General features: G+C 69.1%; 21 protein-coding genes. 7 read left to right on the forward strand and 14 right to left on the reverse strand.

Going from position 1 to position 23077, the window contains the following annotated elements:
* Window positions 1-204: 204 nt before the first annotated feature.
* Entirely contained in the window at window positions 205-516 is a 312-nt protein-coding gene (locus tag ACRDSQ_RS07535) for a hypothetical protein (protein ID WP_431419927.1), read from the reverse strand.
* A 683-nt stretch (window positions 517-1199) separates the two neighbouring features.
* Between ACRDSQ_RS07535 and rsmG the strand changes: the two genes are divergently transcribed.
* The 3 genes from rsmG (at window position 1200) to ACRDSQ_RS07550 (ending at window position 3814) form a co-directional block, all read left to right on the forward strand.
* Complete coding sequence (gene rsmG, locus ACRDSQ_RS07540; RefSeq protein ID WP_431419929.1) at window positions 1200-1889, forward strand: 16S rRNA (guanine(527)-N(7))-methyltransferase RsmG; 690 nt, start codon at window positions 1200-1202, stop codon at window positions 1887-1889.
* 126 nt (window positions 1890-2015) lie between these two features.
* A complete protein-coding gene (locus ACRDSQ_RS07545; protein ID WP_431419931.1) occupies window positions 2016-2840 on the forward strand; it encodes a ParA family protein in 825 nt (274 codons plus the stop codon).
* Window positions 2837-3814, forward strand: a complete 978-nt coding sequence (locus ACRDSQ_RS07550; protein ID WP_431419933.1) for a ParB/RepB/Spo0J family partition protein — start codon at window positions 2837-2839, stop codon at window positions 3812-3814. The genes ACRDSQ_RS07545 and ACRDSQ_RS07550 overlap by 4 nt, the downstream gene beginning before the upstream one ends.
* A 70-nt stretch (window positions 3815-3884) precedes the next feature.
* On the opposite strand, the gene ACRDSQ_RS07555 is transcribed toward ACRDSQ_RS07550, so the two are convergent.
* Window positions 3885-4835 carry a D-alanine--D-alanine ligase family protein gene (locus ACRDSQ_RS07555; protein ID WP_431419935.1) on the reverse strand — a complete coding sequence of 317 codons (951 nt, stop codon included), beginning with the start codon at window positions 4833-4835 and terminating at the stop codon, window positions 3885-3887.
* A 26-nt stretch (window positions 4836-4861) separates the two neighbouring features.
* Window positions 4862-6178 (reverse strand): PLP-dependent aminotransferase family protein, encoded by a 1317-nt coding sequence (locus ACRDSQ_RS07560; protein ID WP_431419937.1) that lies wholly within the window; start codon window positions 6176-6178, stop codon window positions 4862-4864.
* A 176-nt stretch (window positions 6179-6354) separates the two neighbouring features.
* On the opposite strand from ACRDSQ_RS07560, the gene ACRDSQ_RS07565 reads away from it, so the two are divergent.
* Window positions 6355-6981 carry a GNAT family N-acetyltransferase gene (locus tag ACRDSQ_RS07565; protein WP_091376902.1) on the forward strand — a complete coding sequence of 209 codons (627 nt, stop codon included), beginning with the start codon at window positions 6355-6357 and terminating at the stop codon, window positions 6979-6981.
* 30 nt (window positions 6982-7011) lie between these two features.
* Here ACRDSQ_RS07565 and ACRDSQ_RS07570 read toward each other — a convergent pair whose 3' ends face one another.
* From ACRDSQ_RS07570 to ACRDSQ_RS07610, 9 genes are all read right to left on the reverse strand, one after another.
* Entirely contained in the window at window positions 7012-8160 is a 1149-nt protein-coding gene (locus tag ACRDSQ_RS07570; RefSeq protein ID WP_431419938.1) for an N-acetylmuramoyl-L-alanine amidase, read from the reverse strand.
* Window positions 8161-8349: 189 nt separating this feature from the next.
* Window positions 8350-8679 (reverse strand): thioredoxin, encoded by a 330-nt coding sequence (gene trxA, locus ACRDSQ_RS07575; RefSeq protein ID WP_431419940.1) that lies wholly within the window; start codon window positions 8677-8679, stop codon window positions 8350-8352.
* A 28-nt stretch (window positions 8680-8707) separates the two neighbouring features.
* Window positions 8708-9703, reverse strand: coding sequence for a thioredoxin-disulfide reductase (gene trxB, locus ACRDSQ_RS07580; RefSeq protein ID WP_431419941.1), 996 nt, complete (start codon window positions 9701-9703; stop codon window positions 8708-8710).
* 154 nt (window positions 9704-9857) lie between these two features.
* Entirely contained in the window at window positions 9858-10619 is a 762-nt protein-coding gene (locus ACRDSQ_RS07585) for a hypothetical protein (protein ID WP_431419943.1), read from the reverse strand.
* A complete protein-coding gene (sigM, locus tag ACRDSQ_RS07590) occupies window positions 10616-11242 on the reverse strand; it encodes an RNA polymerase sigma factor SigM (protein WP_091376888.1) in 627 nt (208 codons plus the stop codon). The genes ACRDSQ_RS07585 and sigM overlap by 4 nt, the downstream gene beginning before the upstream one ends.
* Window positions 11243-11328: 86 nt before the next feature.
* A complete protein-coding gene (locus ACRDSQ_RS07595; RefSeq protein WP_431419945.1) occupies window positions 11329-12885 on the reverse strand; it encodes a protein kinase family protein in 1557 nt (518 codons plus the stop codon).
* Between the two features lie 66 nt (window positions 12886-12951).
* Window positions 12952-14571, reverse strand: a complete 1620-nt coding sequence (gene murJ / locus ACRDSQ_RS07600; protein WP_431419947.1) for a murein biosynthesis integral membrane protein MurJ — start codon at window positions 14569-14571, stop codon at window positions 12952-12954.
* Between the two features lie 25 nt (window positions 14572-14596).
* On the reverse strand, window positions 14597-16747 hold the full coding sequence (locus tag ACRDSQ_RS07605) for a DUF6049 family protein (RefSeq protein ID WP_431419949.1): 2151 nt from the start codon (window positions 16745-16747) through the stop codon (window positions 14597-14599).
* Window positions 16748-16768: 21 nt separating this feature from the next.
* On the reverse strand, window positions 16769-17311 hold the full coding sequence (locus tag ACRDSQ_RS07610) for an NUDIX hydrolase (protein ID WP_431419950.1): 543 nt from the start codon (window positions 17309-17311) through the stop codon (window positions 16769-16771).
* A gap of 146 nt (window positions 17312-17457) precedes the next feature.
* On the opposite strand from ACRDSQ_RS07610, the gene ACRDSQ_RS07615 reads away from it, so the two are divergent.
* The gene (locus tag ACRDSQ_RS07615; RefSeq protein WP_431419958.1) at window positions 17458-18918 is read left to right on the forward strand and encodes a CCA tRNA nucleotidyltransferase; all 1461 of its coding nucleotides are present in this window, start codon (window positions 17458-17460) and stop codon (window positions 18916-18918) included.
* Here ACRDSQ_RS07615 and ACRDSQ_RS07620 read toward each other — a convergent pair.
* Window positions 18835-20130: an MFS transporter gene (locus tag ACRDSQ_RS07620; protein WP_431419952.1), complete on the reverse strand. Its 1296-nt coding sequence runs from the start codon at window positions 20128-20130 to the stop codon at window positions 18835-18837. The two genes, ACRDSQ_RS07615 and ACRDSQ_RS07620, sit on opposite strands and share 84 nt — an antisense overlap.
* Before the next feature lie 273 nt (window positions 20131-20403).
* Between ACRDSQ_RS07620 and ACRDSQ_RS07625 the strand changes: the two genes are divergently transcribed.
* On the forward strand, window positions 20404-20979 hold the full coding sequence (locus ACRDSQ_RS07625; RefSeq protein WP_431419954.1) for a YqgE/AlgH family protein: 576 nt from the start codon (window positions 20404-20406) through the stop codon (window positions 20977-20979).
* A gap of 4 nt (window positions 20980-20983) precedes the next feature.
* Here ACRDSQ_RS07625 and ACRDSQ_RS07630 read toward each other — a convergent pair whose 3' ends face one another.
* Window positions 20984-21400, reverse strand: a complete 417-nt coding sequence (locus ACRDSQ_RS07630; RefSeq protein ID WP_431419955.1) for an SdpI family protein — start codon at window positions 21398-21400, stop codon at window positions 20984-20986.
* 235 nt (window positions 21401-21635) lie between these two features.
* On the opposite strand from ACRDSQ_RS07630, the gene ACRDSQ_RS07635 reads away from it, so the two are divergent.
* The coding region (locus ACRDSQ_RS07635; RefSeq protein ID WP_431419957.1) for a class I tRNA ligase family protein at window positions 21636-23077 on the forward strand (1442 nt) is incomplete at its 3' end.

Consider the following 23077-nt stretch of genomic DNA (forward strand, 5'->3'; position numbering starts at 1 on the left):
GGGCCGCGCCTTTGCGTTTCACGTGAAACAACTGCTTCCGCGCTCCGCCGGGTCACAAGGGACGGAACTGGCAGGACCGGGAAACTTCGGACGAACCGCAGCGACGAGGAGATTGACCCTTAGGGACATAGCGGCGTCCGGTGCCCTCCGGCGACCGGCGCCCGAAGCCAGCCGCTCGTCGACGTGCGCAGAAGCAAGCGTTGTTTAGCAGCGTTCGAATGCGTGGGCCCAAGTGATGTAGTGGGTGGATCCAAGAGCCCGATCGCTCCACGCGCTTGCGCAGAACCAGTACTCGTTCTTGTTGTCCAACGTGTCCACCCACACCTTGTACTTGTTGTCGCTGCAGTTCTTGTACTTCACCCAGCCGTCGCTGGAGTGGTAGTAGCCGCAACTTGCCGCTGCCGTTTCGGTCTTGCCGAGAGCCGCCGAGGCCGGTGATGTCCCTACGAGCACCATGGACGCCCCAATGGCCAGTCCGGAGGCGACCCGTATTCCGGTCGACAGTTTCTTGCGCATGTGTTGAACCCCTTCTAGGTACTAGCTTGTGCGATGCCGCCCTACGGAAGCGACTCCACGGCGCGCCTGCTTCACCGGCGTCCAGCAACGAGCTTTGCCGGTGAGTTCTGGAGGTCGCTAAAGATCGCCTAAAAGGTGATCACGATCTCCACTTAGTGGTACCACGATGTTGTCGAGGGGTTTGCCACATGTCATGACGGACCGGTCGCAGTGTCGAACAACGAGCGGTCGGTCGGTCTCGGTTACAGGGGAAGATCACACGCATCGGTCGATGCGGGGAGCGAATGGTGTATGCGCCGTGCGCAGGCGGTTGCCACATGTTTCATCGACCGTCGACCCGTACGGCAACGATGTCCGGGACCAGGCGGAAGGTGGAGTCGACCCCCGTCCTCCCGACGTAGAGGTGGATTGGCAGTACTCAGAACTGCCAGCAGAACCTGCAAGTGCCCTCATCACGAGGCGCTGTCAGACGGCAGGGCGAAAGTGCCAACCGGATTGACGCAAGCGAGGTTGTTCCAAACTCGGGCGGCTCGTGTTGGACGGCTAGGCGTCGGGCACCTTCGTCCAGTTAATCTCGATGTTTCACGTGAAACATGCGGAGCGCCTGCGGACCCACTGTTGGGCATCAGCGACAATCGCAGTGCACGGTTTCACGTGAAACATCGGGATGGGACTCATTCGGTATGACCAACGTTGACCGGACCGTCGCGGCGTCCGCCGCCGCTGTGTTCGGAGATCGGCTGGAACTTGCGGAGCGGTTCGTTGGGTTGCTGACTGAGCATGGGGTGGAGCGGGGACTTATCGGGCCCCGCGAGGTCGAGCGGCTCTGGGATCGGCACGTCCTCAACTCCGCTGTGGTGGCCGAGCAGATGCCGCAGGAGGCCCGGGTGGTCGACGTTGGGTCGGGTGCGGGGCTGCCCGGCATCCCGTTGGCCATCGCGCGGCCGGATCTTCAGATAGTTCTTGTGGAACCTATGGCCCGACGGGTGGCGTGGCTGGACGAGGTCGTGGAGACTCTCGGACTGACGTCGGTCATCGTTCTCCGCGGCCGAGCCGAGGAACCGAGCATCAAGGACGACGTCGCCGGTGCCGATGTGGTCACCGCCCGGGCTGTCGCCCCGCTTGCCAAGTTGTGCGGGTGGTGTCTCCCGTTGCTTCGAGTCGGCGGCCGCTTGGTGGCGCTCAAGGGCAGCAGTGCGGTTGAGGAGATCGAACGGGACCGGCAGGCCGTGGCCAGACTGGGTGGCGCCGATCCGCGGGTCGAGACCTGCGGGGCCGATGTCCTCGACACACCGACGACCGTCGTGGTGGTCGACCGGGTGGCGACGACGCGCAGGCGGACAAGGAAGGATCAGGGTGCATACCGTGCCTGAGAACGGAGCGAGGATGTTCCACGTGAAACAACGGCTTTCGAGGGGGAAGAACCAGTGACTCAGCCGTCGCCCGCATCCGTCGCGGGGTGGACGCCCATCGCTGAAGAGGCGGCTCGGGCTACCCGGATGAAGCACCCGGAGGCGCCGTTTCCCCGGCCCACCCACCGGCGGGTGCTGACTGTCGCCAACCAGAAGGGTGGGGTCGGGAAGACGACCAGCGCGGTCAACCTGGCCGCCGCGCTCGCCATGCACGGGCTGCGCGTCCTGGTGATCGACCTCGACCCGCAGGGCAACGCCAGCACCGCGCTCGGGGTTGACCACCGGTCCGGGACGCCGTCTGTCTACGAGGTGCTCCTTGGCGAGGTCACCCTCGCGGACGCCGCGCAGACCAGCGACCAGTCCGATCTCCTCTTCTGCGTGCCCGCCACGATCGACCTGGCAGGCGCCGAGATCGAGCTGGTCTCGATGGCGGGCCGCGAGTCCCGGCTGAAGGAGGCGCTCTCCGACGAGGCGCTCGACCAGCTCAACCCGGACTACGTCTTCATCGACTGCCCGCCGTCGCTCGGTTTGCTGACCGTCAACGCGATGGTCGCCGCCCAGGAAGTCCTGATCCCCATCCAGTGCGAGTACTACGCACTTGAGGGACTCAGCCAGCTGCTGCGCAACATCGAGCTCGTGCAGAGCCACCTGAACCGTGAGCTGACCGTCTCGACGATCCTGCTGACGATGTACGACGGTCGCACCAAGCTCGCCGACCAGGTGACCTCCGAGGTCCGCCACCATTTCGGCGAGACGGTCCTCAAGACCGTCATCCCGCGCAGCGTGAAGGTCTCCGAAGCCCCCGGCTACGGCCAGACCGTGCTCGCCTACGACCCAGGCTCCCGCGGCGCCATGTCGTACCTGGACGCCGCGCGTGAAGTCGCTTTCCGAGGAGCAGGGGTAAAGGAATGACCGGACCAGCCGGACGCAAGGGCGGCCTGGGTCGCGGCCTGGCCGCACTCATCCCCCAAGGCCCGCCGCCGCCTCCCGTCGACGTGTCGACACCACGGGTGCCGGTGCGGATCGAGGGGCTGAGCAACAACCACCAGGCCCCCAGCCACAGCGGCACCGTCGCGGGCGCGGTCTACCGGGAGATCGACACGGCGTCGATCGTGGCGAACCCGAAGCAGCCGCGGCAGGTGTTCGACGAGGACGCGCTCGCCGAGTTGGAGCACTCGATCCGCGAGTTCGGGCTCATGCAGCCGATCGTGGTTCGCGAACTGGGTGACGACAAGTACGAGCTCGTCATGGGCGAGCGCAGGCTGCGTGCCTCGCAGCGGGCCGGGCTGAAGCGCATCCCCGCGATCGTCCGGCAGACCGCTGACGACGCCATGTTGCGCGACGCGCTGCTGGAGAACATCCACCGGGTTCAGCTCAACCCCCTCGAAGAAGCGGCCGCCTATCAGCAGCTGCTCGAAGAGTTCGAGGTGACGCACGAGGACTTGGCGGCCCGCATCGGGCGCAGCAGGCCGGTCATCACCAACACGATCCGGCTGCTCAAACTCCCCCTCCCCGTGCAGCGACGAGTAGCCGCGGGTGTGCTGTCGGCCGGACACGCGCGTGCTCTGCTCGGGCTTGAGGAGCCGGGTGATCAAGAGGAGATGGCGACCCGCATCGTTGCCGAGGGCCTGTCGGTGCGCGCGACCGAGGAAGCGGTCACGCTCGCGAAGAGCGCACCCGCCGCCAAGCCGAAGCCCGCGCCGCGCAAGCCGATTGTCGCCCCCGGCCTCCAAGATGTCGCCGAGCGGCTGTCGGACAAGTTCGACACCCGCGTCCGAGTCGAACTCGGGAAGCGAAAAGGCCGGATCGTCGTCGAATTCGGGTCGGTTGACGACCTTGAACGCATCGTCGGCATGATGGCCGAAAATGGGACAATTCAGACATAGAAATCCCGCAAGGGATCACACCGGGTACTTACGTCACGGTGACGATGGCGCTCAGTGGTTCAAATCTGACTTACCGTGAGCGGGCGATGGCCCGGTCGATCAGCCCGGCATAGATCGCGCCGAGCGACCGACCGGCCGCCTCGACCGCCATCGGCACCAGCGACGTCTCGGTCAGTCCCGGCGAGAGGTTCACTTCGAGGAAGTGGACCGCGCCGGACGGATCGATGACGGCGTCGGTCCGCGAGATGTCGCGGAGGCCGAGGAGCTTGTGCGCGGTCACCGCGAGTTCGGCGACAGCGTCGGCGGTCTTCGGGTCGAGCCGAGCCGGGGTGTGGAACGTCGTGAGGCCGGCGGTGTAGCGGGCGGTGTAGTCGTAGACGCCGCTCTCCGGGACGATCTCGACCGCGGGCAGCGCCTCGGGCCCGTCCGGCCCGTCGATCACCGTGACCGCGACCTCGACCCCGTCGACGAACTTCTCGGCGAGGACCGCGTCGCTGTAGGCGAGGCACCCGACCATCGCGGTCGGCAGGTTCGCCGCGTCGCGAACGACCTGGGCGCCGAGCGCCGAGCCGCCCTTGTCCGGCTTGAGCATCAGCGGCAGACCGAGCCGCTGCACCATCGACTCCAGCACGGGCGCGGCACCCAGTTCGCGGAACGTGCTGTGCGGCAGCACGACCCAGTCCGGGGTCAGCACCCCCGCGCGCGCCAGCTCCGCCTTCGCGGTCGGCTTGTCCCACGACCGGCGACACGCGTCCGGGTCGGTGCCCACGTACGGGATCGACAGCAGGTCCAAGATCGTCTGGATCGAGCCGTTCTCACCCTCGCCGCCGTGCAGCGCGACGACGACGGCGTCGGGCCGGTGCTCATGCAGCCGGTGCAGCAGGTTCGCGTCGGCGTCCCACTCCTCCACCGTGACGCCGACCGTCCGCAGCGCGGCGGAGATCCGCCTGCCGGACCTCAACGACACATCGCGCTCGTGGGACAGGCCTCCGGCGAGTACGGCCACGAAGCGATCGGTCACAGCGAACTCCCTGACGATTCGATTGATCACGCGGTGTCGGGCGTGGGTGTCTGCGGCCCGGACAGCGAACGGCTCGTCGACGGACCAAAGGTGTTGAGCAGCTCGATCTCCTCGGTGAGCACGCCGGCGAGCCTGCGCACACCCTCGGAGATCCGCTCAGGCGGCGGGTAGCAGAACGACAGCCGCATCTGCCTGCTGCCGAAACCGTCGGCGTAGAAACCGGTTCCGGGGACGTAGGCGACTCGGGCGGTGACCGCGCGGGGCTGCATCGCTTTGGTGTCCACGCCTTCGGGCACGGTCATCCAGACGAAGAACCCGCCGTCGGGCCGGGTCCACGTGCAGCCCGCGGGCATGTGCTGCTCCAGCCCGGACAGCAGCGCGTCGCGGCGTTCGCGGTACATCGACTGGAAGGACTTGATCTGACCTTTCCAGTCGTGCGTCGAGAGGTAGCGCGACACGATCAGCTGGTTGAGCGTGGGCGGGCACAGCGACGCGGATTCGGCCGCCAGCACCAGCTTCTCGCGCACCGCGTGCGGCGCCAGCGCCCAGCCGACGCGCAGCCCGGAGGCGAAGGTCTTGGAGAACGACCCGAGGTAGATCACGTTGTCGGCGTCCATCGACCGCAGCGCCGGGTAGATCTGGCCGTCGAAGCCGAGCAGGCCGTACGGGTTGTCCTCGATGACGAGCACGTCGTGGCGCGCGCAGATGTCGAGCACCTCGGCCCGACGCGACACCGCCATCGTCACGCCCGCGGGGTTCTGGAAATTGGGGATCGTGTAGAGGAACTTCACCCGGCGGCCCGCCTGCTGGGCCGCACCCAGCGCGGCCCGCAGCGCCTCGGGGACCAAGCCGTGCTCGTCCATGGCGACGTGCCGGACGTCGGCCTGGTACGACGCGAAGGTGCCCAGGGCGCCCACGTACGACGGGCCTTCGGCCAGCACGATGTCGCCCGGGTCGCAGAAGATGCGGGTCACCAGGTCCAGCGCCATCTGCGAGCCGACGGTGACGACCAGGTCGTCGGGGTGGCCGGTGACGCCCTCCAGGGCCATCACCTCGCAGATCTGCTCACGCAGCAGCGGGACGCCGTGCGCCGAGCCGTACTGCAGCGCGGTGAGACCCTCGTCGGTGATGATCGATGCGACCTGCTCGGCCAGGAAGTCCAGCGGCAGTGCGGCCAGGTTCGGCATGCCGCCCGCGAGCGAGACGACCTCCGGACGGCTGGCCACGGCGAACAGTGCGCGCACCTCGGATGCCGTCATCCCCGTCGCTCGCGCGGCGTAACGCTGCAGGTGCGGGTCGAGGCTGCGCGCACCGAGTCTTTCCGGCGGCTGTCCAGGCGTCATCGGGCGCTCCGTTGGTGCAGGTAGATCAATCGAGTGTAACCGGACAGGTGACTTAGCCCTGATTATCGCTTCAACGGTTCCCGCGCAGGGCACATGGTCCTATTCTGGGTTGGGTATCACGCCGTCCTCCTGCGGACGGTCGTTCCGCGAGGCATTGCATGTGTGCGGGAGGTTGGGTGTCGCGACGCGTTGTAGGCGTCACGTTGGACAACCTGGAGCACCTTCCGAAGCACTGTCGCGGATGCGTGTACTGGGAACTAGCGCCGCACCTCAAAGAGCAGGCTGAGGAGTTCGGCACGTGCGAACTCGAAAAGGAAGCCTGGGTTTCGAGCGTCCTTTTGGAGTGGGGTTCGTGCGGGCGCGTCGTGTACAGCGACAAGCTGCCCGTCGGGTTCGTCCTCTACGCGCCGCCGAACGCCGTCCCGCGGGCTTCCGCCTTCCCGACTTCGCCGGTGAGCGCCGATTCGGTCGTGTTGACCGGCTTCCACGTCGTGCCGGAGTTCCGCGGTGGCGGGCTCGGCCGGATGCTGGTCCAGGCCGTCGCGAAAGACCTGACCCGGCGCGGCGTCAAGGCGATCGAGGCCTTCGGCGACGCCCAGCCCGACGAGGAGCGCTCCTGCGTCGTGCCCGCCGACTTCCTGACGAGCGTCGGCTTCAAGACCGTGCGCCCGCACCCCCGGTGGCCCCGCCTGCGCCTTGAACTGCGCTCGGCCATCACCTGGAAGGAAGACGTCGAGGCGGCGCTGGAGCGTTTGCTGGGGACGGTCTCGGTGAGCACCGCCAGCCCGGTCCTCCAGCGGTAGGTCCTGCCCGCACGGGACAGGACCCAGCTACTACTCCGCCTTGGCCAGCAACTCGTGGGCCAGGACGTCGGCGAAGGTGAAGCTGCCGGTCGGCTGGTCGTTCTCACCGAGCAAGTAGAGCCGCTTGACCGCGACCAGGATGCCCTCGGCGACGACGTCGCGGAAGGCCGGGTCGGACAGCCGCGTGCGGTCGTCGACGTTGGTGAGGTAGCCGATCTCGATGCGGACCGCCGGGCAGCGGGTGAGGCGCAGGATGTCCCACGTCTTAGGGTGTGTCCCGCAGTCCCGAAGGCCGGTGCGCATGGCCAGCTCGCGCTGGATCAGCCCGGCCATGGCCTCGCCGAGAGTCGACGTGGTGCCGTTGCCGCTGCCGAAGTGGAAGCTCGCGACACCCTGGGCGTGCGGGGAGGCGTTCGAGTCGGTGTGCAGCGACAGGAACAGGTCGGCGCCCGCCTCGTTGGCGAACGCCGCGCGGGCCTCGTCCGGCGGGTTTTGCTCGCGGCCGCGGGAAAGCAAGGCCTCCATGCCGGTGGCGACCATGCGGCCTTCGAGCCTGCTGGCCAGGTCCCACATCAGGTCGGACTCGTTGATGCCGCCGACCGACAGGCCGGTGTCGGCGCCGCCGTGGCCCGGGTCGATGACGATCCGCTTGCCGCGCAGGCGCGGACCGGCCTTGCGGACCCGCTCCTGTTCGCGCAGCAGGACCGGGCGGCCGCCGCGGGCGCGGGGGGACAGCTGGCGCAGGGCGCGGACCGTTTCCGGGCCGCAGATGCCGTCGACCGTGAGGCCGTAGTCGCGCTGGAAGTTGCGCAGGGCGGACTCGGTCTGGGCGCCGAAGACGCCGTTGGGCCGACCCGCGTCGTAACCGAGTTCCAGCAGGCGTTCCTGCAGGGTGAGCACGTCGTCGCCGGTGATCGGGGCGGAGACCATGAACGCGAGCGGACGGCCACCGAGCTGGTGGGTCGCGTCGCGCAGGGCGCGGTAGGTGGCCGGGCCGACGAGACCGTCGGTGATCAGGCCTCGCTGCTGCTGGAAGGCGCGAACGGCGTGTTCCATGGCCTGGTCGAACACCCCAGGTTCAGTCGTGCCGGTGACCGAAGGCAGCAGGCCCAGCGCAAGAAGCGTGGACCGGACCTCGGCTACAGCAGGACCCCCATCGCCGCGGCGGAGTACCCGCATGCACCCTCGCTCTCCGGTTGGGCTCCGGCGGAGCCGGAGCGGTTCCTGACAGCTCATCATTGTGCCCTGTCAGCCTGGCCACTTCGCGGAAGGGGCGTGGGTGGGTGAGAGAAACGCCGAACCCGGGGCCCTGCGTCCTTAACGAGACGCGCGAACCCCGGGTTCGGGTTGCTTCGCCACCCGGTTTTATCAGGCGAGATAGTCCTCGAGGTCCTTGAGGATGGCGGCCTTGGGCTTGGCGCCGACGATGGTCTTCACCGGCTGGCCCTTCTCGAACAAGATCATGGTCGGCACCGACATGATCTTGTAGTCGCGGGCGATGCCGGGATTCTTGTCGATGTCGAGCTTGGCGACGGTGATCTTGTCCGGGTTGTCGCGGGCGATCTCCTCCAACACCGGGGCGACCATCTTGCACGGGCCGCACCAGGTGGCCCAGAAGTCCACGAGAACGGGCTTGTCGCTGATGAGGACGTCATCCGCGAACGAGTTGTCGGTGACGACGACGGTGTTGCCTGCCATCTTCTCTCCCTGTGGTGTTGGTGGATGGTCAGCTGGCGGAGGCGTAGCCGCCGCCGACGAACTCGGACGCCATCTCGGCGTGCGCCTCGCCGTGCTCGGCGAGCCAGCGCTCGGCGTCGATCGCGGCCGCGCAGCCGGAGCCCGCGGCGGTGATGGCCTGGCGGTATTCGTGGTCGACCAAGTCACCGGCGGCGAACACACCGTCGATGTTGGTGTAGGTGCTCTGCCCCTTGACCAGCACGTAGCCCGCGTCGTCGAGGTCGACCTGGCCGTTGACCAGCGCGCTGCGCGGGTCGTGGCCGATCGCGACGAAGAAGCCGGTGACCGGGAGTTCGGAGACCAGGCCGGTGACCCTGTCGGCGATCTTGAGGCCGGTCACGCTGGTGTCGCCGAGGACTTCGGTGACCGCGGTGTTGAGCTGCCAGCGGATCTTCTCGTTGGCCCTGGCCCGTTCCAGCATGATCTTCGACGCCCGGAACTCCTCGCGCCGGTGGATGATCGTGACCGACTTGGCGAACCGGGTGAGGAAGGTGGCCTCCTCCATCGCGGAGTCGCCGCCGCCGAGCACGGCGATGTCCTGGTCGCGGAAGAAGAACCCGTCGCAGGTGGCGCAGGCGGAGACGCCGCGGCCGAGCAGTTCCTGCTCACCGGGCACGTTGAGGTAGCGGGCGGCCGCGCCCATGGCGAGCACCACGGCCTTCGCCGCGTGGCGGGTCCCGTTGGCGGTCACGTACTTGATCTCGCCGGTCAGCTCGACCGACTCGACGTCCTCGGGACGCAGTTCGGCGCCGAAGCGCTCGGCCTGCGCGCGCATCTGCTCCATCAGGTCCGGGCCCATGATGCCGTCGCGGAAGCCGGGGAAGTTCTCGACCTCGGTGGTGGTCATCAGGGCGCCGCCGAACTGGGACCCCTCGAAGACCAGCGGTTCGAGCTGGGCGCGCGCGGCGTACACGGCCGCGGTGTACCCGGCTGGCCCGGACCCGACGATGATCAGGTTCCGGATCTGGTCCACGTCCGCAGGCATGTGCCCTCCATCGACTCCGCCGGACGTCTTGCCCGGTCGCATTGGATGTCAACGCGATCGTAGGGGCCGGTTGTTCCGCCGCTGTCGGTGACAGGGCACACGAGTGCGGGGGACCTCGGCAGAGATCCCCCGCAAACGTTTGCGATCAGGTGGTTCAGCGGCCGATCGTGCCGTTGAACAGCTCGGTGCAGTCGGCTTGGACGACCAGGATGCGGAACTTGGTGGCCTCGCCGGTGGTGAGCATCGCCATCACACCAGGCTTCTCGTCGAGCGTGACCGGCCGGACGCCGATGGTCTGCGCCTTCGCCGGGTCGAGCCCGCTGGCCCCGATGCACTTGTCGAGACCGGCCTGGTCCTTGAGCGGGCCGTAGTCCTTCTTGCCACCGAGCTGTCCCGCGACGCTGCCGATGTCCTCGCTCTTCACCGCGAGCGGCGGCTCCTCGTTCGTGCCCTCCGACGCCGACGGCACCGGGGCCGCGACACCGTCGGTGGTCTGCTTGGCACCGGGCAGCACCGCGACCGTCACCGCGACAGCGGCGGCCGCCGCGGTCAGGGCGCCGACACCCCACGCCATGCGGCGGGAACGCTTGCGCCTGGCCTCGGCCAGGTCGATGACCGGGGCGCCTGCCTGCTGACCGGTGAACGCGCGGCGGGCCTCGGCGTCGAGTGCGGCGTCGAGCCGGGCGGCGAAGTGCGCGGGCATGGGCGGCGCGGGAGCGTCACGCAGCTGCTCCAGACCGTCCTTGACCGAGTCGAGCGCGTCGATGATCGCCCGGGCCTGCGGGTCGGTGTTGACCTGGGCCCACAGCTGGGTGCTCTCCCGCGGGTCCAACACGCCCGCGTGCAGGTCGGCGAGCAAGTCGACAGACCACGGCGACCTGTCGGGGATGCCAGTGCCCCGAGTCCCGTCCGTCATCGTCCCTCCAAGTGGCGCCGAGTCGGCGCGTCTCGCCGTTCGATAGCGTCACCTGGGACGTTCGCATCTGCACTCGGGTTCCGCAGATGGCCGAGAACTTTCGCCAACTTGGCACGGCCACGTGCGCAGCGGCTCTTCACCGTGCCCTCGGCGATGCCCAGCATCTTCGCCGTCTCGGCCACGGAATAGCCCTCGACGTCGACCAGCACGATAGGCACCCGCTGCTCCTCGGACAGCTCGGCGAGCGCGGTGCGCACGACCAGGCTGGTCTCCCGGTCGGACATGGCGTCGCGCGGGCTGACCGGCTCACCGGGCCCGGTCTCCGGCAGCGGCACCGTGGGTCGGGCCTGCCGTCTGCGGACGCGGTCCAGGCAGGCGTTGACGACGATCCGGTGCAGCCAGGTGGTGACCTGGGACTCGGCCCGGAATGAGCCGGCGGCGCGGAACGCGGAGATGAACGCCTCTTGCAGGGCGTCCGCCGCTTCCTCGGGGTCGCGCAGCGTGCGCAGGGCGACGGCCCAAAGTCTGTCGCGGTGCCGGTGGACTAGCTCGGAAAAGGCGCGCGGATCCCCGGCGGCATGGGCCGCGATGAGGTCGGCGTCCGAACTGGCGGCGGCGGTCACGCGGGACAGCGTATCGGGCGGTAATTTGGCGCCGCCTTCGGCGGCGCGGCTCGGTCGCTTTGATGGTCACCGCGACCGAGCGCGTGTCACTGGGCGCGGACGAAGCGGATCTCGGTCAGTTCGGAGACGTTGCCGTCGGCGAGGGTGGTGATCCAGATGAGCACGTGCTGGGTGGGTTCGGCGCTGTCGAGCTGCAGCTTGGTCTGCCCGGCCTGCAGCGTCGCCCGGCCGATGACCTTGGTTTCGTCCAGCTTCGGGCGCTCCGTCGGCGCGGTGCGGATCTCGATGACGGTGCCGTCGCTCGGCGAGTCGATGATGACCTCGGCGAACGGGACCGGCTCGGCGAACGAGGCCATGATCCCGACCCCGGGCTTGAGCGCGGGGAACGGCTGCGCGTAGGCGTCGGTCTTCCAGGCGGTCTTCGGGTCGCCGTCGACCGCGAAGGTGGCGCGCCGCGGGTTGTCCGGTGTGCCCTTGACGTTGTAGACCCGCACGCCCGCGGCCTGGATCGGCTCACCCGGCTGCGGTGGCGGCGGACCGTTCTGCGGGTTGCCGCCGGGGGCGGTCGCCACGATCGTCGGGCCGCCCGCACCCGGCTCGGTGTCGCCGAAGAAGCTGATGACCTGCATGCCGAGCCACGCCAGCACGCCGACCGTGGCCACGGCCAGCGCGGTCACGCCGACGGCGAGCTTGCGCCGGGTGGCGCGGTCGTTGCTGGGCCGCCGCGTCGTCCAGACCGTGCCGTCGTCCTCGTACTCCTCGTCGTCGGCGACGGCCTGCAGCTGGTGGGTCTCGTCGTCGATGAACTTCGCCCGCTCCAGGACCCGGATCAGCCCGGCGCTGGTGCGGATGCCACCGAGCGCGTCGCCGGACAGGCAGCGCAGCGCGACCTCGGACAGCTCCTGCGGGATGTACGAGTACAGCGCGCGCGGCGCGACGACGTGGCCGTCCGGACCGATCGGCGCGGCGGGGACGCCCTGCGGTCCGCCTGGCAGCGGCCACCGGCCGGCGAGCAGCAGGTAGAGGATCGCGCCGAGGCCGCGGACGTCGTCGTGCAGGCTCGCCTCCGCCTGCGCGCCCGGGAACGCGAGGAACAGCGCGCCCTGCGGGGTGACCCGGATTCGCTGCGGGTGGTCGAGGCCGAGGACCAGACCGGTGTGGTGGGCCAGCTCGGCGGCGCTCGCGAGCGGTTCGAGCAGGCTCGCCGCGATGGCCGACGGCACGGGGTACTCGGCGACCAGGTCGATCAGGTCGGTGCCGCGGACCCAGTCGGCCACGATGATGCCGATGAGACCCTCACCGGCGCCGATCCCGCTGCCCTGGCTGAGCACGTCGAGCACCCGGGCCTTGCCGGGATGCGTCAGCGAGGTGGCGTGCGCCGCCCGTTCCAGGGTGCGCCGGGCGGCGGCCATGGCGGCAGCGTCACCCGGGTCGCCCGCGAGCAGGGTGAGCGCGACATCGCGGCGCAGGTAGCCGTCCTGGGCTCGCCAGAAGTGGGCGTTCATCCGCTCGTCGACGCCGAACTGGGCGACGAGCCGGTAACGGCCGTCGCCGACCACGCCACCGGGGACGAGGAAGCCCGGCCCGGCACTGATGCCAGCCGTTTTCTCGCCCGTGGGGTACTCGGTTCGCCTCGTCGTCACTCTGTCTCCAGCACGCCGGTCGTGCCGAGGGTACGTGAAACCACGCCCCGACCGGTGGTCATCTCGTTACCCACGGCGCGCGAGTCGGGTGATCCGGCTCGTCGCGGGCTTGAGTTCGGGCACCTTCAGCGCCATCAGAAGTCCGACCATGACCGGCGCCGCGACCACGGTCTGGACGATGAGCACAAGCCACCCGCGGCCCAGTGAGTCGATGGTGCCGGGCAAAAGCAGCTGCGTGACCAGCCATGCGGAGCCGATTCCTCCCATACCGGCGATCACGCTCTTGCTGATCACCGTCAAGATCTTCTTGCTGTGGAGGTTCCCCAGCCGCACCCAGAGCCACATCTGGCCGAGCACCGCGCCGACCACGAAGGTGAGCGAATTGACCAGCATGACGCCGATCACCACCTGCTTGGGATCGACCACGGCGCCGCACATGTAGAGCAGCGGGATCTTGACCACGGTCATCACACCCATGATCAGCGTCGGGGTACGCGCGTCCTTCATCGCGTAGAACACCCGCAGCTGCAGCATCACGAGTGCGTACGGCAGCAGCCCGAAAGCCGAGAAGGCCAGCGCCGTGCCAAGGCGGGTGGCCTCCTCCAGCGGTGTCTCGCCGGCGAAGAACAGCCCCACACCGATGGCGATGCCCGCCACGGTGAGCAGCGCGCTGATGGGGACCAACATCACCGCAGTCAGCCTGCTGCCCGTGGACAGGTCGTCGACCAGGCGCTGGGTGTCGCCATCGGCCGCCGCGCGGCTCATCCGCGGCAGGATCGCGGTCAGCAGCGAGACGCCGATGATCCCGTACGGCAGTTGGAAGAGCAGCCATGCATTGCTGTAGATCGTGACGCCGCCGCCCTCGCCCGCGGTGAGCACCCGCTGGGTGATCACCATGCCGACCTGGCTGATCACGACGTAGCCGATGATCCACAGGGCTAGTCCGCCGAACTCCTTGAGCCGCGCGTCGAAACCCCAGGTCCACTTGAACTTGAACCCGGTGCGCTTGAGCGCGGGGAAGAGCATCACCGCCTGTACGACGATGCCCAGGGTCACGCCGATCCCCAGCACCAGCAGCTTCGCGTCGCCCATCCGGACGGGATTGAGGGAGATCTCCCCGGGGACGATCCGGTAGAGCACCAGCGTCGCCATGATCACCAGGTTGTTGACCACCGGCGCCCAGGCGGTCGGCCCGAACACGTGCTTGGCCTGCAGGATCGCCGAGCACAGGGCGAACAGGCCGTAGAACAGGATCTCCGGCAGCAGCAGGTACGCGAACGCCGTCGCCAGCTCGGGATTCGCCTTTCCAGTCGAGTCGTCGATGTAGAGCTTGGTGAACAGCGGCGCGGCGGCGACGGCGAGGACGGTGCCGATGGCCAAGCCGGTAATGCCGACGGTCAGCAGCCGGTTGACGTAGGTCTGGCCGCCGTCGGGGTCGTCGTGCGAACGCACCAGCAGCGGCACAACGATGCTGGCCAGCACGCCGCCGATGAGCAGCTCGAAGATGATGTTCGGCAGGGTGTTGGCGATGGTGAACGAGTCGGTGAGGACGTCGGTGCCGACCAGCCACGCGAGCATCAGCTTCCAGCCGAAGCCCGTGATTCGGCTGACCATCGTGGCGATGGCCATCGACCCGGTCGCGCGGGCCAGTGAGGGCACCGCCTTCTTCTGTGCGCCCTGCTCCACTGTCGTCGTCCTCGCTCTTTCGCGCCTATAGATCGTTCTCGGCGGCCGCGGCCATCCGCTTGGCGCGAATGCGGCGGAACAGCCGCAGGCTGACGAGCAGCACCAGCACGCCCGCCGCCGTGCCCGTGACCGCCAGGGTGATGCTGCCGTAGGAGGTGGAGTTCAGTTTCACCCGGGAGGTGGCACCGAGCGTGGTGCCGCTCTCCGTAGTCAGCCAGACGTCGACGGTGAAGCGGCCCGCGCGGCTGACCGAGACCGGCAGGAACTGGGTCATCGAGTGACCGGCCGGGATGCGGACATAGACCGACTGGTCGGACCGCAGGCCCGGTGTGTCCCCCACGTTGACCCTGGCGCGCACGGCGACCGGCAGGCCATTGGTGATGTACGCCGGGATCGGGCTGTCCGACGAGGCGAGCGAGAGCGGGACGCCGGAGTCGTTGATCGTCACCCGCGACAACAGCGCCTTGAGCTGTTGTCCCGCGTGCCTTGTCGCGTTGGACGCCTCGGCGGGCCGGGAGCGCCACGCCGTCGATGACGCGCGGATCAGATCATCGCGGATGGGGGCGAGCAACTCGCTGGGGTCGATCAGGACGGTGGCGTCCTTGGTGAAGACGTTCTTGATCAGCTCACGCTGGACGGTGTTGATCCGGGCGATCTCGGCGGTGACCGGCGCGGTCACCTCGGCGGCGCTGTCCTGCGCCGAGTAGTCCAGGCCGCCCGCTTTGCCCTGGTCCGGAAGCTCGATGAGGGAGGGCAGGGGCAGCGGCAGGGTGTAGCCCTGGGTCTGCAGCGCCTGCAGGGTCTGCAGGAACACGCGCAGCTCGCCGATGGACGCCGACCACCGACGCGGGGGTGCGACCAGCACGTTCTGCCCGGCGGTGAACGCGCCGCGGAAAACCAGGGTCGCGAGCCCGTTCTGCACCGAGGACGTCTTGACCGCCGACTCGGCGCCCGTGCGCGGGGCCAGGGAGGAGGCCACCAGCGTGTCGTACGGAATGGCCCGCGCCGAGTCGCCGCTCAGGCTCAGCGGAGCCTTCCCGACAACCTGTTGGAGCTTGCCGGAGTCGGCCAGCACGGTCGTGCGCCGGGCGCTCGACAGGTCGGCGATGGTGCGCTGGTCGAGCGTGCCACCGTCGGGCCAGACGACACCCGCCTGCGGTTTGACCTCGAGCGTCTTCTCGATGATGTCCGACCCGGAGACGGCGACGGTCTGCAGGTCGACGGTGTCGGATCGGGAGAGCGCGACGAGGTCGGCGTCGGCGAACGGCAGCGCGACCACGCACTGGCCCTTGGTGAGGTCGCGGAGCACGGACAGCCAGAGCGCGGCCGTCTCCTGGCCCCTGCCTTCGCCCGCCACGCCGTTGCGCCTGACGAGGTAGCCCTTCGACATCAGGTCGACCTGGTGGACGAGGTCCGGATCGATCGCGAAGCACAGCGACCGCAGCAGCGTGTTGTCGGCCACGACGGCCTGCTGGACGGCGTTGAGGAGGCTGAACAGCCTGCCGCCGCTCAGGGAGTCGGCCAGACCCTCGTCGGCGAAGACCGGCTTCCCGACGACCGGGATCTCCACGGGCCGGGGCTGCTCGTCGACCAGCGGCCACAGCATCCCGACCTTCGACGGGTCGGGGGGCCGGGCGATCGCGTCGCCACCGGGCACCGACAGGACCGGCAGCAGCGCACTCAGCGCGCCGATCCGCTCGGCCGTGCCGAAGTCCGGAACGCCGTTGAAGTTCAGCACCAGCTGGTAGATGCCCGGCTTGTCGATCTTGAGGGAACCGCGTTCCGGCCCGAGGCCCACCGTCAGCTCGAAGCGCGAGGACTCGCCCCGTTCCAGCGTCCGGCTGACGTCCTTGAACACGCTCACCGTCGGTTTGGTCAGCGCGCTCGTCTTCTGCGGCTCGTCGAGCGCCCGGCGCAGCGCGGACTCGTCGACGAGCAGGTCGCCGCGCTCCAGGCGGACCTGGATGTCGTCGATCCGGCGATCACCCGTATTGGTGATCGTTCCGGTGAACGTGACCGTCTGGGTGTTCGCGTCGGCGACTCTCGGGGTGAGTTGCTCCAAGTCGACTCGGATGCGTCCGGTGGTCTGGGCGGTCGCCTCGCCGAGTGGGGCACCGAGCACGACCAGCACCGCGGCCAGCGTCGCCAGTCCGGCGCGACGCAGTCGAGTGATCACGAAGTCTCTCCAGCCATGGGGTCAGCCTCGGCCGACTTCGTCGCGTTCGACCGGACCGGGTGAGAGTGGATGCTCGGAGAGTAGTTGCCTCGCCTTTCGGACCAGACGGCGCTCGTCCGCATAGGCGAGTCTCGCCTCCAAGTCGTCGAAGGCCACCCACGCGACCTCGGTCACTTCCAGGTCTTCGTCGGAGAGCTCGTAGGAGTGGGCGACCAGCAGAAAGTGGTGCACCGTCTTGTGGATGCGCTTGGCTCCGTCGGCGATGAACCAGTAGTCGATCGTGCCCAGCGGCTGGACGACCTCGCCCTCGATCCCCGTCTCCTCGGCAACCTCGCGGACCGCGGTCTGCTCCGGGGTCTCACCGGGCTCGATGTGCCCTTTGGGCAGCGACCACAGCAGCCTGCCCCGCCGGTCGAGGCGGCCGATCAGGGCCACCTGGCCGGTCGCGGCGTCGAGGACCAACCCGCCCGCCGAGGTCTCGTCGACCGTCGCCAGCTTCGGCCCGCGCTTGCGGAAGCGACGCCCGGTCCGGGCGCCTCGGGACCTTCCGGACGACGGGGGCATGTTCGCGATGGTAATGCGATCGGCGACCTCGGGGACGGGCGTCGCTCGACCCTGTGGATAACCGGTTACGCTCGTTCATTGTGTCTGCCCCAGTCTCGCGGCCTGTCTCCTCAGCGCAGGCCGCCCAGAACGCGGTAGTGGAACTCATGCGGGTTTCGCCGATCGCCGATGATCTCGCCACCCGGTTCACCCAGGCGGGCCACCGCCTGTTCCTCGTCGGCGGCCCGGTCCGCGACGCGATGCTGGGCCGAATGGGCAACGACCTCGACTTCACCACCGACGCGCGGCCCGAGCAGATCATGAAGATCGTGAGCGGCTGGGCCGACGCGATCTGGGACACCGGTATCGCCTTCGGCACCGTGGGCGCGACCAAGCAGGGCACGACGTGTGAGATCACCACGTTCCGGTCCGACGCCTACGACCGGGTCAGCCGCAATCCCGAGGTCCAGTTCGGCGACTCGATCGAGGCCGACCTGGTCCGCCGCGACTTCACGGTCAACGCGATGGCCATCGACTTGTCGACAAAGCGATTCATCGACCCGCATGACGGCATGTCCGCGCTGGCCGAGCGCAGGCTCGACACCCCGGCCACCCCGCAGGAGTCCTTCGCCGACGACCCGCTGCGGATGATGCGGGCCGCCCGGTTCGTCAGCCAGCTCGGCTTCACCCCGGCGCCGCGCGTGGTCGAGGCGCTGTCGTCGATGAGCGGCGAGATCGCCCGGATCACCCCCGAGCGGATTCAGGCGGAGCTGTCGAAGCTGCTCTGCGGGGCGCACCCGCGCGAAGGCATCGCCCTGCTCGTGGACAGCGGCCTGGCCGACCATGTGCTGCCGGAGCTGCCCGCGATGCGGTTGGAGATCGACGAGCACCACCAGCACAAGGATGTCTACGAGCACTCGCTGGTCGTGCTCGACCAGGCGATCGACCTCGAGGACAAGGACGCCGAACCGGACCTGGTGCTGCGGCTCGCGGCGCTGCTGCACGACATCGGCAAGCCCGACACCCGGCGGCTCATCCCCGGCGGCGGCGTGAGCTTCCACCACCACGAGGTCGTCGGCGCGAAGATGGTCCGCAAGCGCTTGAAGGCGCTGCGGTACTCAAAGGACATCACCGAGTCGGTCGCCAAGCTGGTGTTCCTGCACCTGCGGTTCCACGGCTACGGCAACGGCGAGTGGACCGACTCGGCTGTCCGCCGCTACGTCACCGACGCGGGCGAGATGCTCCCCCGGCTGCACAAGCTCGTCCGCGCCGACTGCACCACCCGCAACCAGCGCAAGGCGAACATGCTCCAGCGCACCTACGACGGACTTGAGGAGCGCGTCGCGCGAATCGCCGCCGAGGAGGACTTGGCCAAGGTTCGGCCGGACCTCGACGGCAACGAGATCATGCGGGTGCTCGGGCTGCCGCCTGGGCCGATGGTCGGCAAGGCGTGGACGTTCCTCAAGGAACTGCGCCTCGACCGCGGCCCCTTGGAGTACGACGACGCCGTCGCCGCGCTCCTCGAATGGGCGGCCGAACAGGGGCTAGGGGTGGTTGCGGCTCAGGTTGACGAAGCCGGCGAGGCCGATCAGGTAGCAGATGCCGGCGGCGGCGAACAGTCCCGGTGAGGCCCCGTCCGGTGCGACGACCAGCGCCGCGAGTGACACCGAGACGACCTGCGCGACGTTGAAAAGCGTGTCGTAGAGGGCGAACACCCGGCCGCGGACCTCGTCGCCGATGTCGCGCTGGACGGCAGCGTCAACGCAGAGCTTCACGATCTGGCCCGCGTAGGACACCACCAGCGCGGCGGCCAGCGTCGTGATCATCGTCATCGGCAGCCCGAGCGCGACGACCGCTATGCCGCCCACGATCAGCGCCGCGCCCATGGTCCGGCGCCGGTAGAACTTGGCGACGATCCGGGCGGTCGTCAGCCCGGCGAGCAGAATGCCGAGCCCGACCATCCCCGCCACCTCGCCGAGCCCGGTCATCCCGGTCTCCATGCGGAACCGGACCAGCAGCACGGTCAGCAGCAGCAGGATCCCGAACGCGGCCCGGTGCGCGAGCAGCGCCACGAACCCGGCGAGCACGGTCGGTGTGCGCACCGCGGCCCGGGCGCCGTCGAACAGCCCGTGCGCGATGGCGACCAGCGTCTGCGGCGGCTCGTCGACCTCGTCGGGCCCCAGCGCGCCCTTCGTGAACCGGGCGGCGACCAGCGCGGCGGCGACCGAGCCGAGCGTGGCCGCGGCCGTGGTGATCCCGGAGCCGATGTCGTCGGCGCCGACCAGAGCCCGCAACCCGACCGCGCAGCCCGCGCCGGTCACCGCGACGACCGCGCCGAGGGTCGTGGCCAGCGCGTTCGCCTCGATCAGGTTGCGCACCGGCACGACGTGCGGCAGCGACGCGGAGAGACCGGATCCGACGAACCGGCTGATGCCGACCACGATCAGCGCCAGCGTGAAGAGCACCGGCGCGTCGGCGCCCACCGCGACCGTCACGGCCGTCACCAGGATCAGCAGACCACGCAGGGCGTTGGCCACGACCAGCACGTTGCGTCGGTCCCACCGGTCAAGCAGGGCGCCCGCGAACGGTCCGATGAGCGAGTACGGCAGCAGCAGGGCGGTGAACCCGGCGGCGATGGCGAGGGGGTCCGCTTCGCGTTCCGGGTTGAACAGGACCGCGCCCGCGAGGCCCGCCTGGAGCATCCCGTCGCCCCACTGGGCGGCGAATCGGCTGTAGAGCAGGCGGCGGAGGTCGCGAATGGCCAGCAGCCTCCGCGCGCCGATCCGGAGGTGGTGTGCCTCGTGATCGGCGGGATGGCTGGTATCCGCTCGCGTGCTCACGAACGCTGAGCCTACGTCGCCGCGGAAGCCGCCGAACGCCGGAATGGGCGGCCCCGAAAGGGACCGCCCACCCGACACCGGCACCGGGTCGCCTCACGGCGAGTTGCACAACGTGGCTCCAGCCGTGCGGTATTCCACGAAGGCGGTTCTAGTTGAGCCCGGGGGACACACAGTGCCGACCTCATCATCAACGACGGACCCCCCGCTTTCGTTCCCCTCGACCGCGAAGGAGGGTCGGGCCGTTCACACTCGCCGCGCGGATGGGATCATGGCGTGGTGTCGTCCGACGCCTCCGTCGAGCCAGGGACGCTGCTGGTAGCCGCGCCCAGCCTGCTCGACGACAACTTTCGCCGCACGGTGGTCTACATCATCGACCACCGGAGTGAAGGCACGCTCGGAGTCGTCCTCAACCGGCCCAGCGACGTCCCCGTCGACGACGTGCTGCCCACCTGGGGCAGGCACGTGTCGGAGCCGAACTCGGTGTTCGTCGGCGGCCCGGTCGAGCAGAAGACCGCGCTGTGCCTGGCCGCGATGCACACCGGGGAACTGGTCGACGGCGTGACGGGCCTGATCGGCGTCCGTGGTCCGGTGGCTCTGGTCGACTTGGACGCCGACCCGGACGTCCTCGTCCCCAAGTTCCGCGGCATGCGCGTGTTCGCGGGCTACGCGGGCTGGGACGTCGGCCAACTCGCGAACGAGATCGACCGCGGCGACTGGATCGTCGTCCCCGCCCTGCCCAACGACGTGTTCGCCCCGGCGGAGGAAGACCTCTGGGGCCGCGTCCTGCGCCGCCAGGGCATGCCCCTGGCGCTACTCGCCACCCACCCGGGCGACGTCAAAGCGAACTAGGGCGCTAGGCGCTCTTCGCCTTGCCGAGGACTCCGCAGCCGCCGCACTGGCAGCCCGCGCAGCCCGCCGGAAGCTCGGGGGCGGGCTCGGGCATCGCCGCGGCGGCGCGGTTGCCCAGCACACCGGCGCCGACGGTGATCGCGAGCAAGCCGATCGTGACGATGATCGCGACCGTGAGAGCGCCCGTGGGGGTCGACAGCAGCAGACCGACGACACCGCCGAGGACACCGACGAGGCCCGCCACCATCGTGGGCAGGCCCGCGACCTTGTTGCCGAGTCGGAAAGTGTCGTCGTCGCGCAGGGTGGCCGGGGTGCGGACACCGCCGAAGCGGTTGCGCGGCAGCCGCTCGGTCAGGCCGAGGAAGCCGACGGCGAGCAGCGGCAGACCGGCGGTGAGCGGCACGAGCGGCACGAGGTTCACCACTCGATGGTAGGAGATTGCTCGCGGCGTCCTCGCCGGGCACCTGACCTGTGTGTTCCCGGTCATCTCCGAAAGCCGTTCGGACCCGTGCGCTATCCTCTGGACATGAGTACGGCCCGCCTGCTCCTTAGTTGGCCGCGCTGACCGACAGGTCACGCGCGGCGACCCCTCATGCCCAAGCGGGCTGGGGGGTTTTCGTTTTTCCTCAGGAGCACGCACCCCCGGAAGGAAACTGATGAGCCCCGATCCTCAGACGCCCAGCGCCGCCGATGCCGTGCCGAGCCACCGGTACACCGCTGAGCTGGCCGGTCGGATCGAGAAGCGCTGGCAGGACCACTGGGAGGAACGCGGGACCTACCACGCGCCGAACCCCGTCGGGCCGCTGGCCGGACCGGTTCCCCAGGACAAGCTGTTCGTCCAGGACATGTTCCCGTACCCCTCGGGCGCGGGCCTGCACGTCGGGCACCCGCTGGGCTTCATCGGCACCGACGTCTTCGCCCGGTACCACCGGATGAACGGCCGCAACGTCCTGCACACCATGGGCTTCGACGCGTTCGGCCTGCCCGCCGAGCAGTACGCCGTGCAGACCGGGCAGCACCCGCGCAAGACCACCGAGGACAACATCCAGACCTATCTGCGGCAGATCCGCCGCCTGGGTCTGGGCCACGACGAGCGGCGCCGGATCTCCACGATCGACCCGAACTACTACCGCTGGACGCAGTGGATCTTCCTGCAGATCTTCAACTCCTGGTACGACGCCGACGCCGGCAAGGCCCGGCCCATCGCCGAGCTGGAGGCCGAGTTCGCCCAGGGCAAGCGCGACACCCCGGACGGGCGTGGCTGGTGTGAGCTGACCCGCGCCGAGCAGTACGCCGTGCTGAACGAGTACCGCCTGGTCTACCTGTCCGACGCCCCGGTCAACTGGGTGCCGGGCCTGGGCACGGTCGTGGCCAACGAAGAGGTCACCGCCGACGGCCGCAGCGAGCGCGGAAACTTCCCCGTGTTCCGCAAGAACCTGCGCCAGTGGATGATGCGGATCACCGACTACTCCGACCGCCTGATCGACGACCTGGACCGCCTGGACTGGCCGGACAAGGTCAAGGCGATGCAGCGCAACTGGATCGGCCGGTCCAACGGCGCCAGGGTCAGCTTCCCGGTCGGGGAGCACAAGATCGAGGTCTTCACGACCCGCCCCGACACCCTGTTCGGCGCGACCTACATGGTCCTGGCCCCCGAGCACCCGCTGGTCGATGTGATCACGACAGCCGAGCACGCCGAAGCCGTCGCCGAGTACCGCCGGGTCGCGGCGAACAAGTCCGACCTGGACCGCCAGGAGAACAAGGAGAAGACCGGCGTCTTCACCGGCGCGCACGCGGTGAACCCGGTCAACGGCAAGGAAATCCCGGTCTACGTCGCCGACTACGTGCTGATGGGCTACGGCACCGGCGCGATCATGGCCGTCCCCGGGCAGGACGCCCGCGACTGGGAGTACGCCGAGAAGTTCGGCCTGCCGATCATCCGCACGGTCCAGCCGCCGGAGGGGTTCGAGGGCCCGTACATCGGCGAAGGCCCGGCGATCAACTCCGCCAACGACGAGGGCCTGAACCTGAACGGGATGGCCGTCGACGAGGCGAAACAGGCGATCACCGGCTGGCTGGAGCAGCACGACGCGGGTAC

Source organism: Actinokineospora sp. (assembly GCF_050699995.1).
GTDB lineage: Bacteria > Actinomycetota > Actinomycetes > Mycobacteriales > Pseudonocardiaceae > Actinokineospora.

What these genes read in the sequence shown, in the direction of transcription:
- trxB (WP_431419941.1), bottom strand. Translation starts at nt 9,703, where the DNA reads ATGCCTGCGGACGTGGACCAGATCCGGAACCTGATCATCGTCGGGTCC.
- ACRDSQ_RS07550 (WP_431419933.1), top strand. Translation starts at nt 2,837, where the DNA reads ATGACCGGACCAGCCGGACGCAAGGGCGGCCTGGGTCGCGGCCTGGCC.
- ACRDSQ_RS07560 (WP_431419937.1), bottom strand. Translation starts at nt 6,178, where the DNA reads ATGACGCCTGGACAGCCGCCGGAAAGACTCGGTGCGCGCAGCCTCGAC.
- ACRDSQ_RS07610 (WP_431419950.1), bottom strand. Translation starts at nt 17,311, where the DNA reads ATGCCCCCGTCGTCCGGAAGGTCCCGAGGCGCCCGGACCGGGCGTCGC.
- ACRDSQ_RS07570 (WP_431419938.1), bottom strand. Translation starts at nt 8,160, where the DNA reads ATGCGGGTACTCCGCCGCGGCGATGGGGGTCCTGCTGTAGCCGAGGTC.
- rsmG (WP_431419929.1), top strand. Translation starts at nt 1,200, where the DNA reads ATGACCAACGTTGACCGGACCGTCGCGGCGTCCGCCGCCGCTGTGTTC.
- trxA (WP_431419940.1), bottom strand. Translation starts at nt 8,679, where the DNA reads ATGGCAGGCAACACCGTCGTCGTCACCGACAACTCGTTCGCGGATGAC.
- ACRDSQ_RS07535 (WP_431419927.1), bottom strand. Translation starts at nt 516, where the DNA reads ATGCGCAAGAAACTGTCGACCGGAATACGGGTCGCCTCCGGACTGGCC.
- ACRDSQ_RS07545 (WP_431419931.1), top strand. Translation starts at nt 2,016, where the DNA reads ATGAAGCACCCGGAGGCGCCGTTTCCCCGGCCCACCCACCGGCGGGTG.
- ACRDSQ_RS07615 (WP_431419958.1), top strand. Translation starts at nt 17,458, where the DNA reads ATGCGGGTTTCGCCGATCGCCGATGATCTCGCCACCCGGTTCACCCAG.
- ACRDSQ_RS07585 (WP_431419943.1), bottom strand. Translation starts at nt 10,619, where the DNA reads ATGACGGACGGGACTCGGGGCACTGGCATCCCCGACAGGTCGCCGTGG.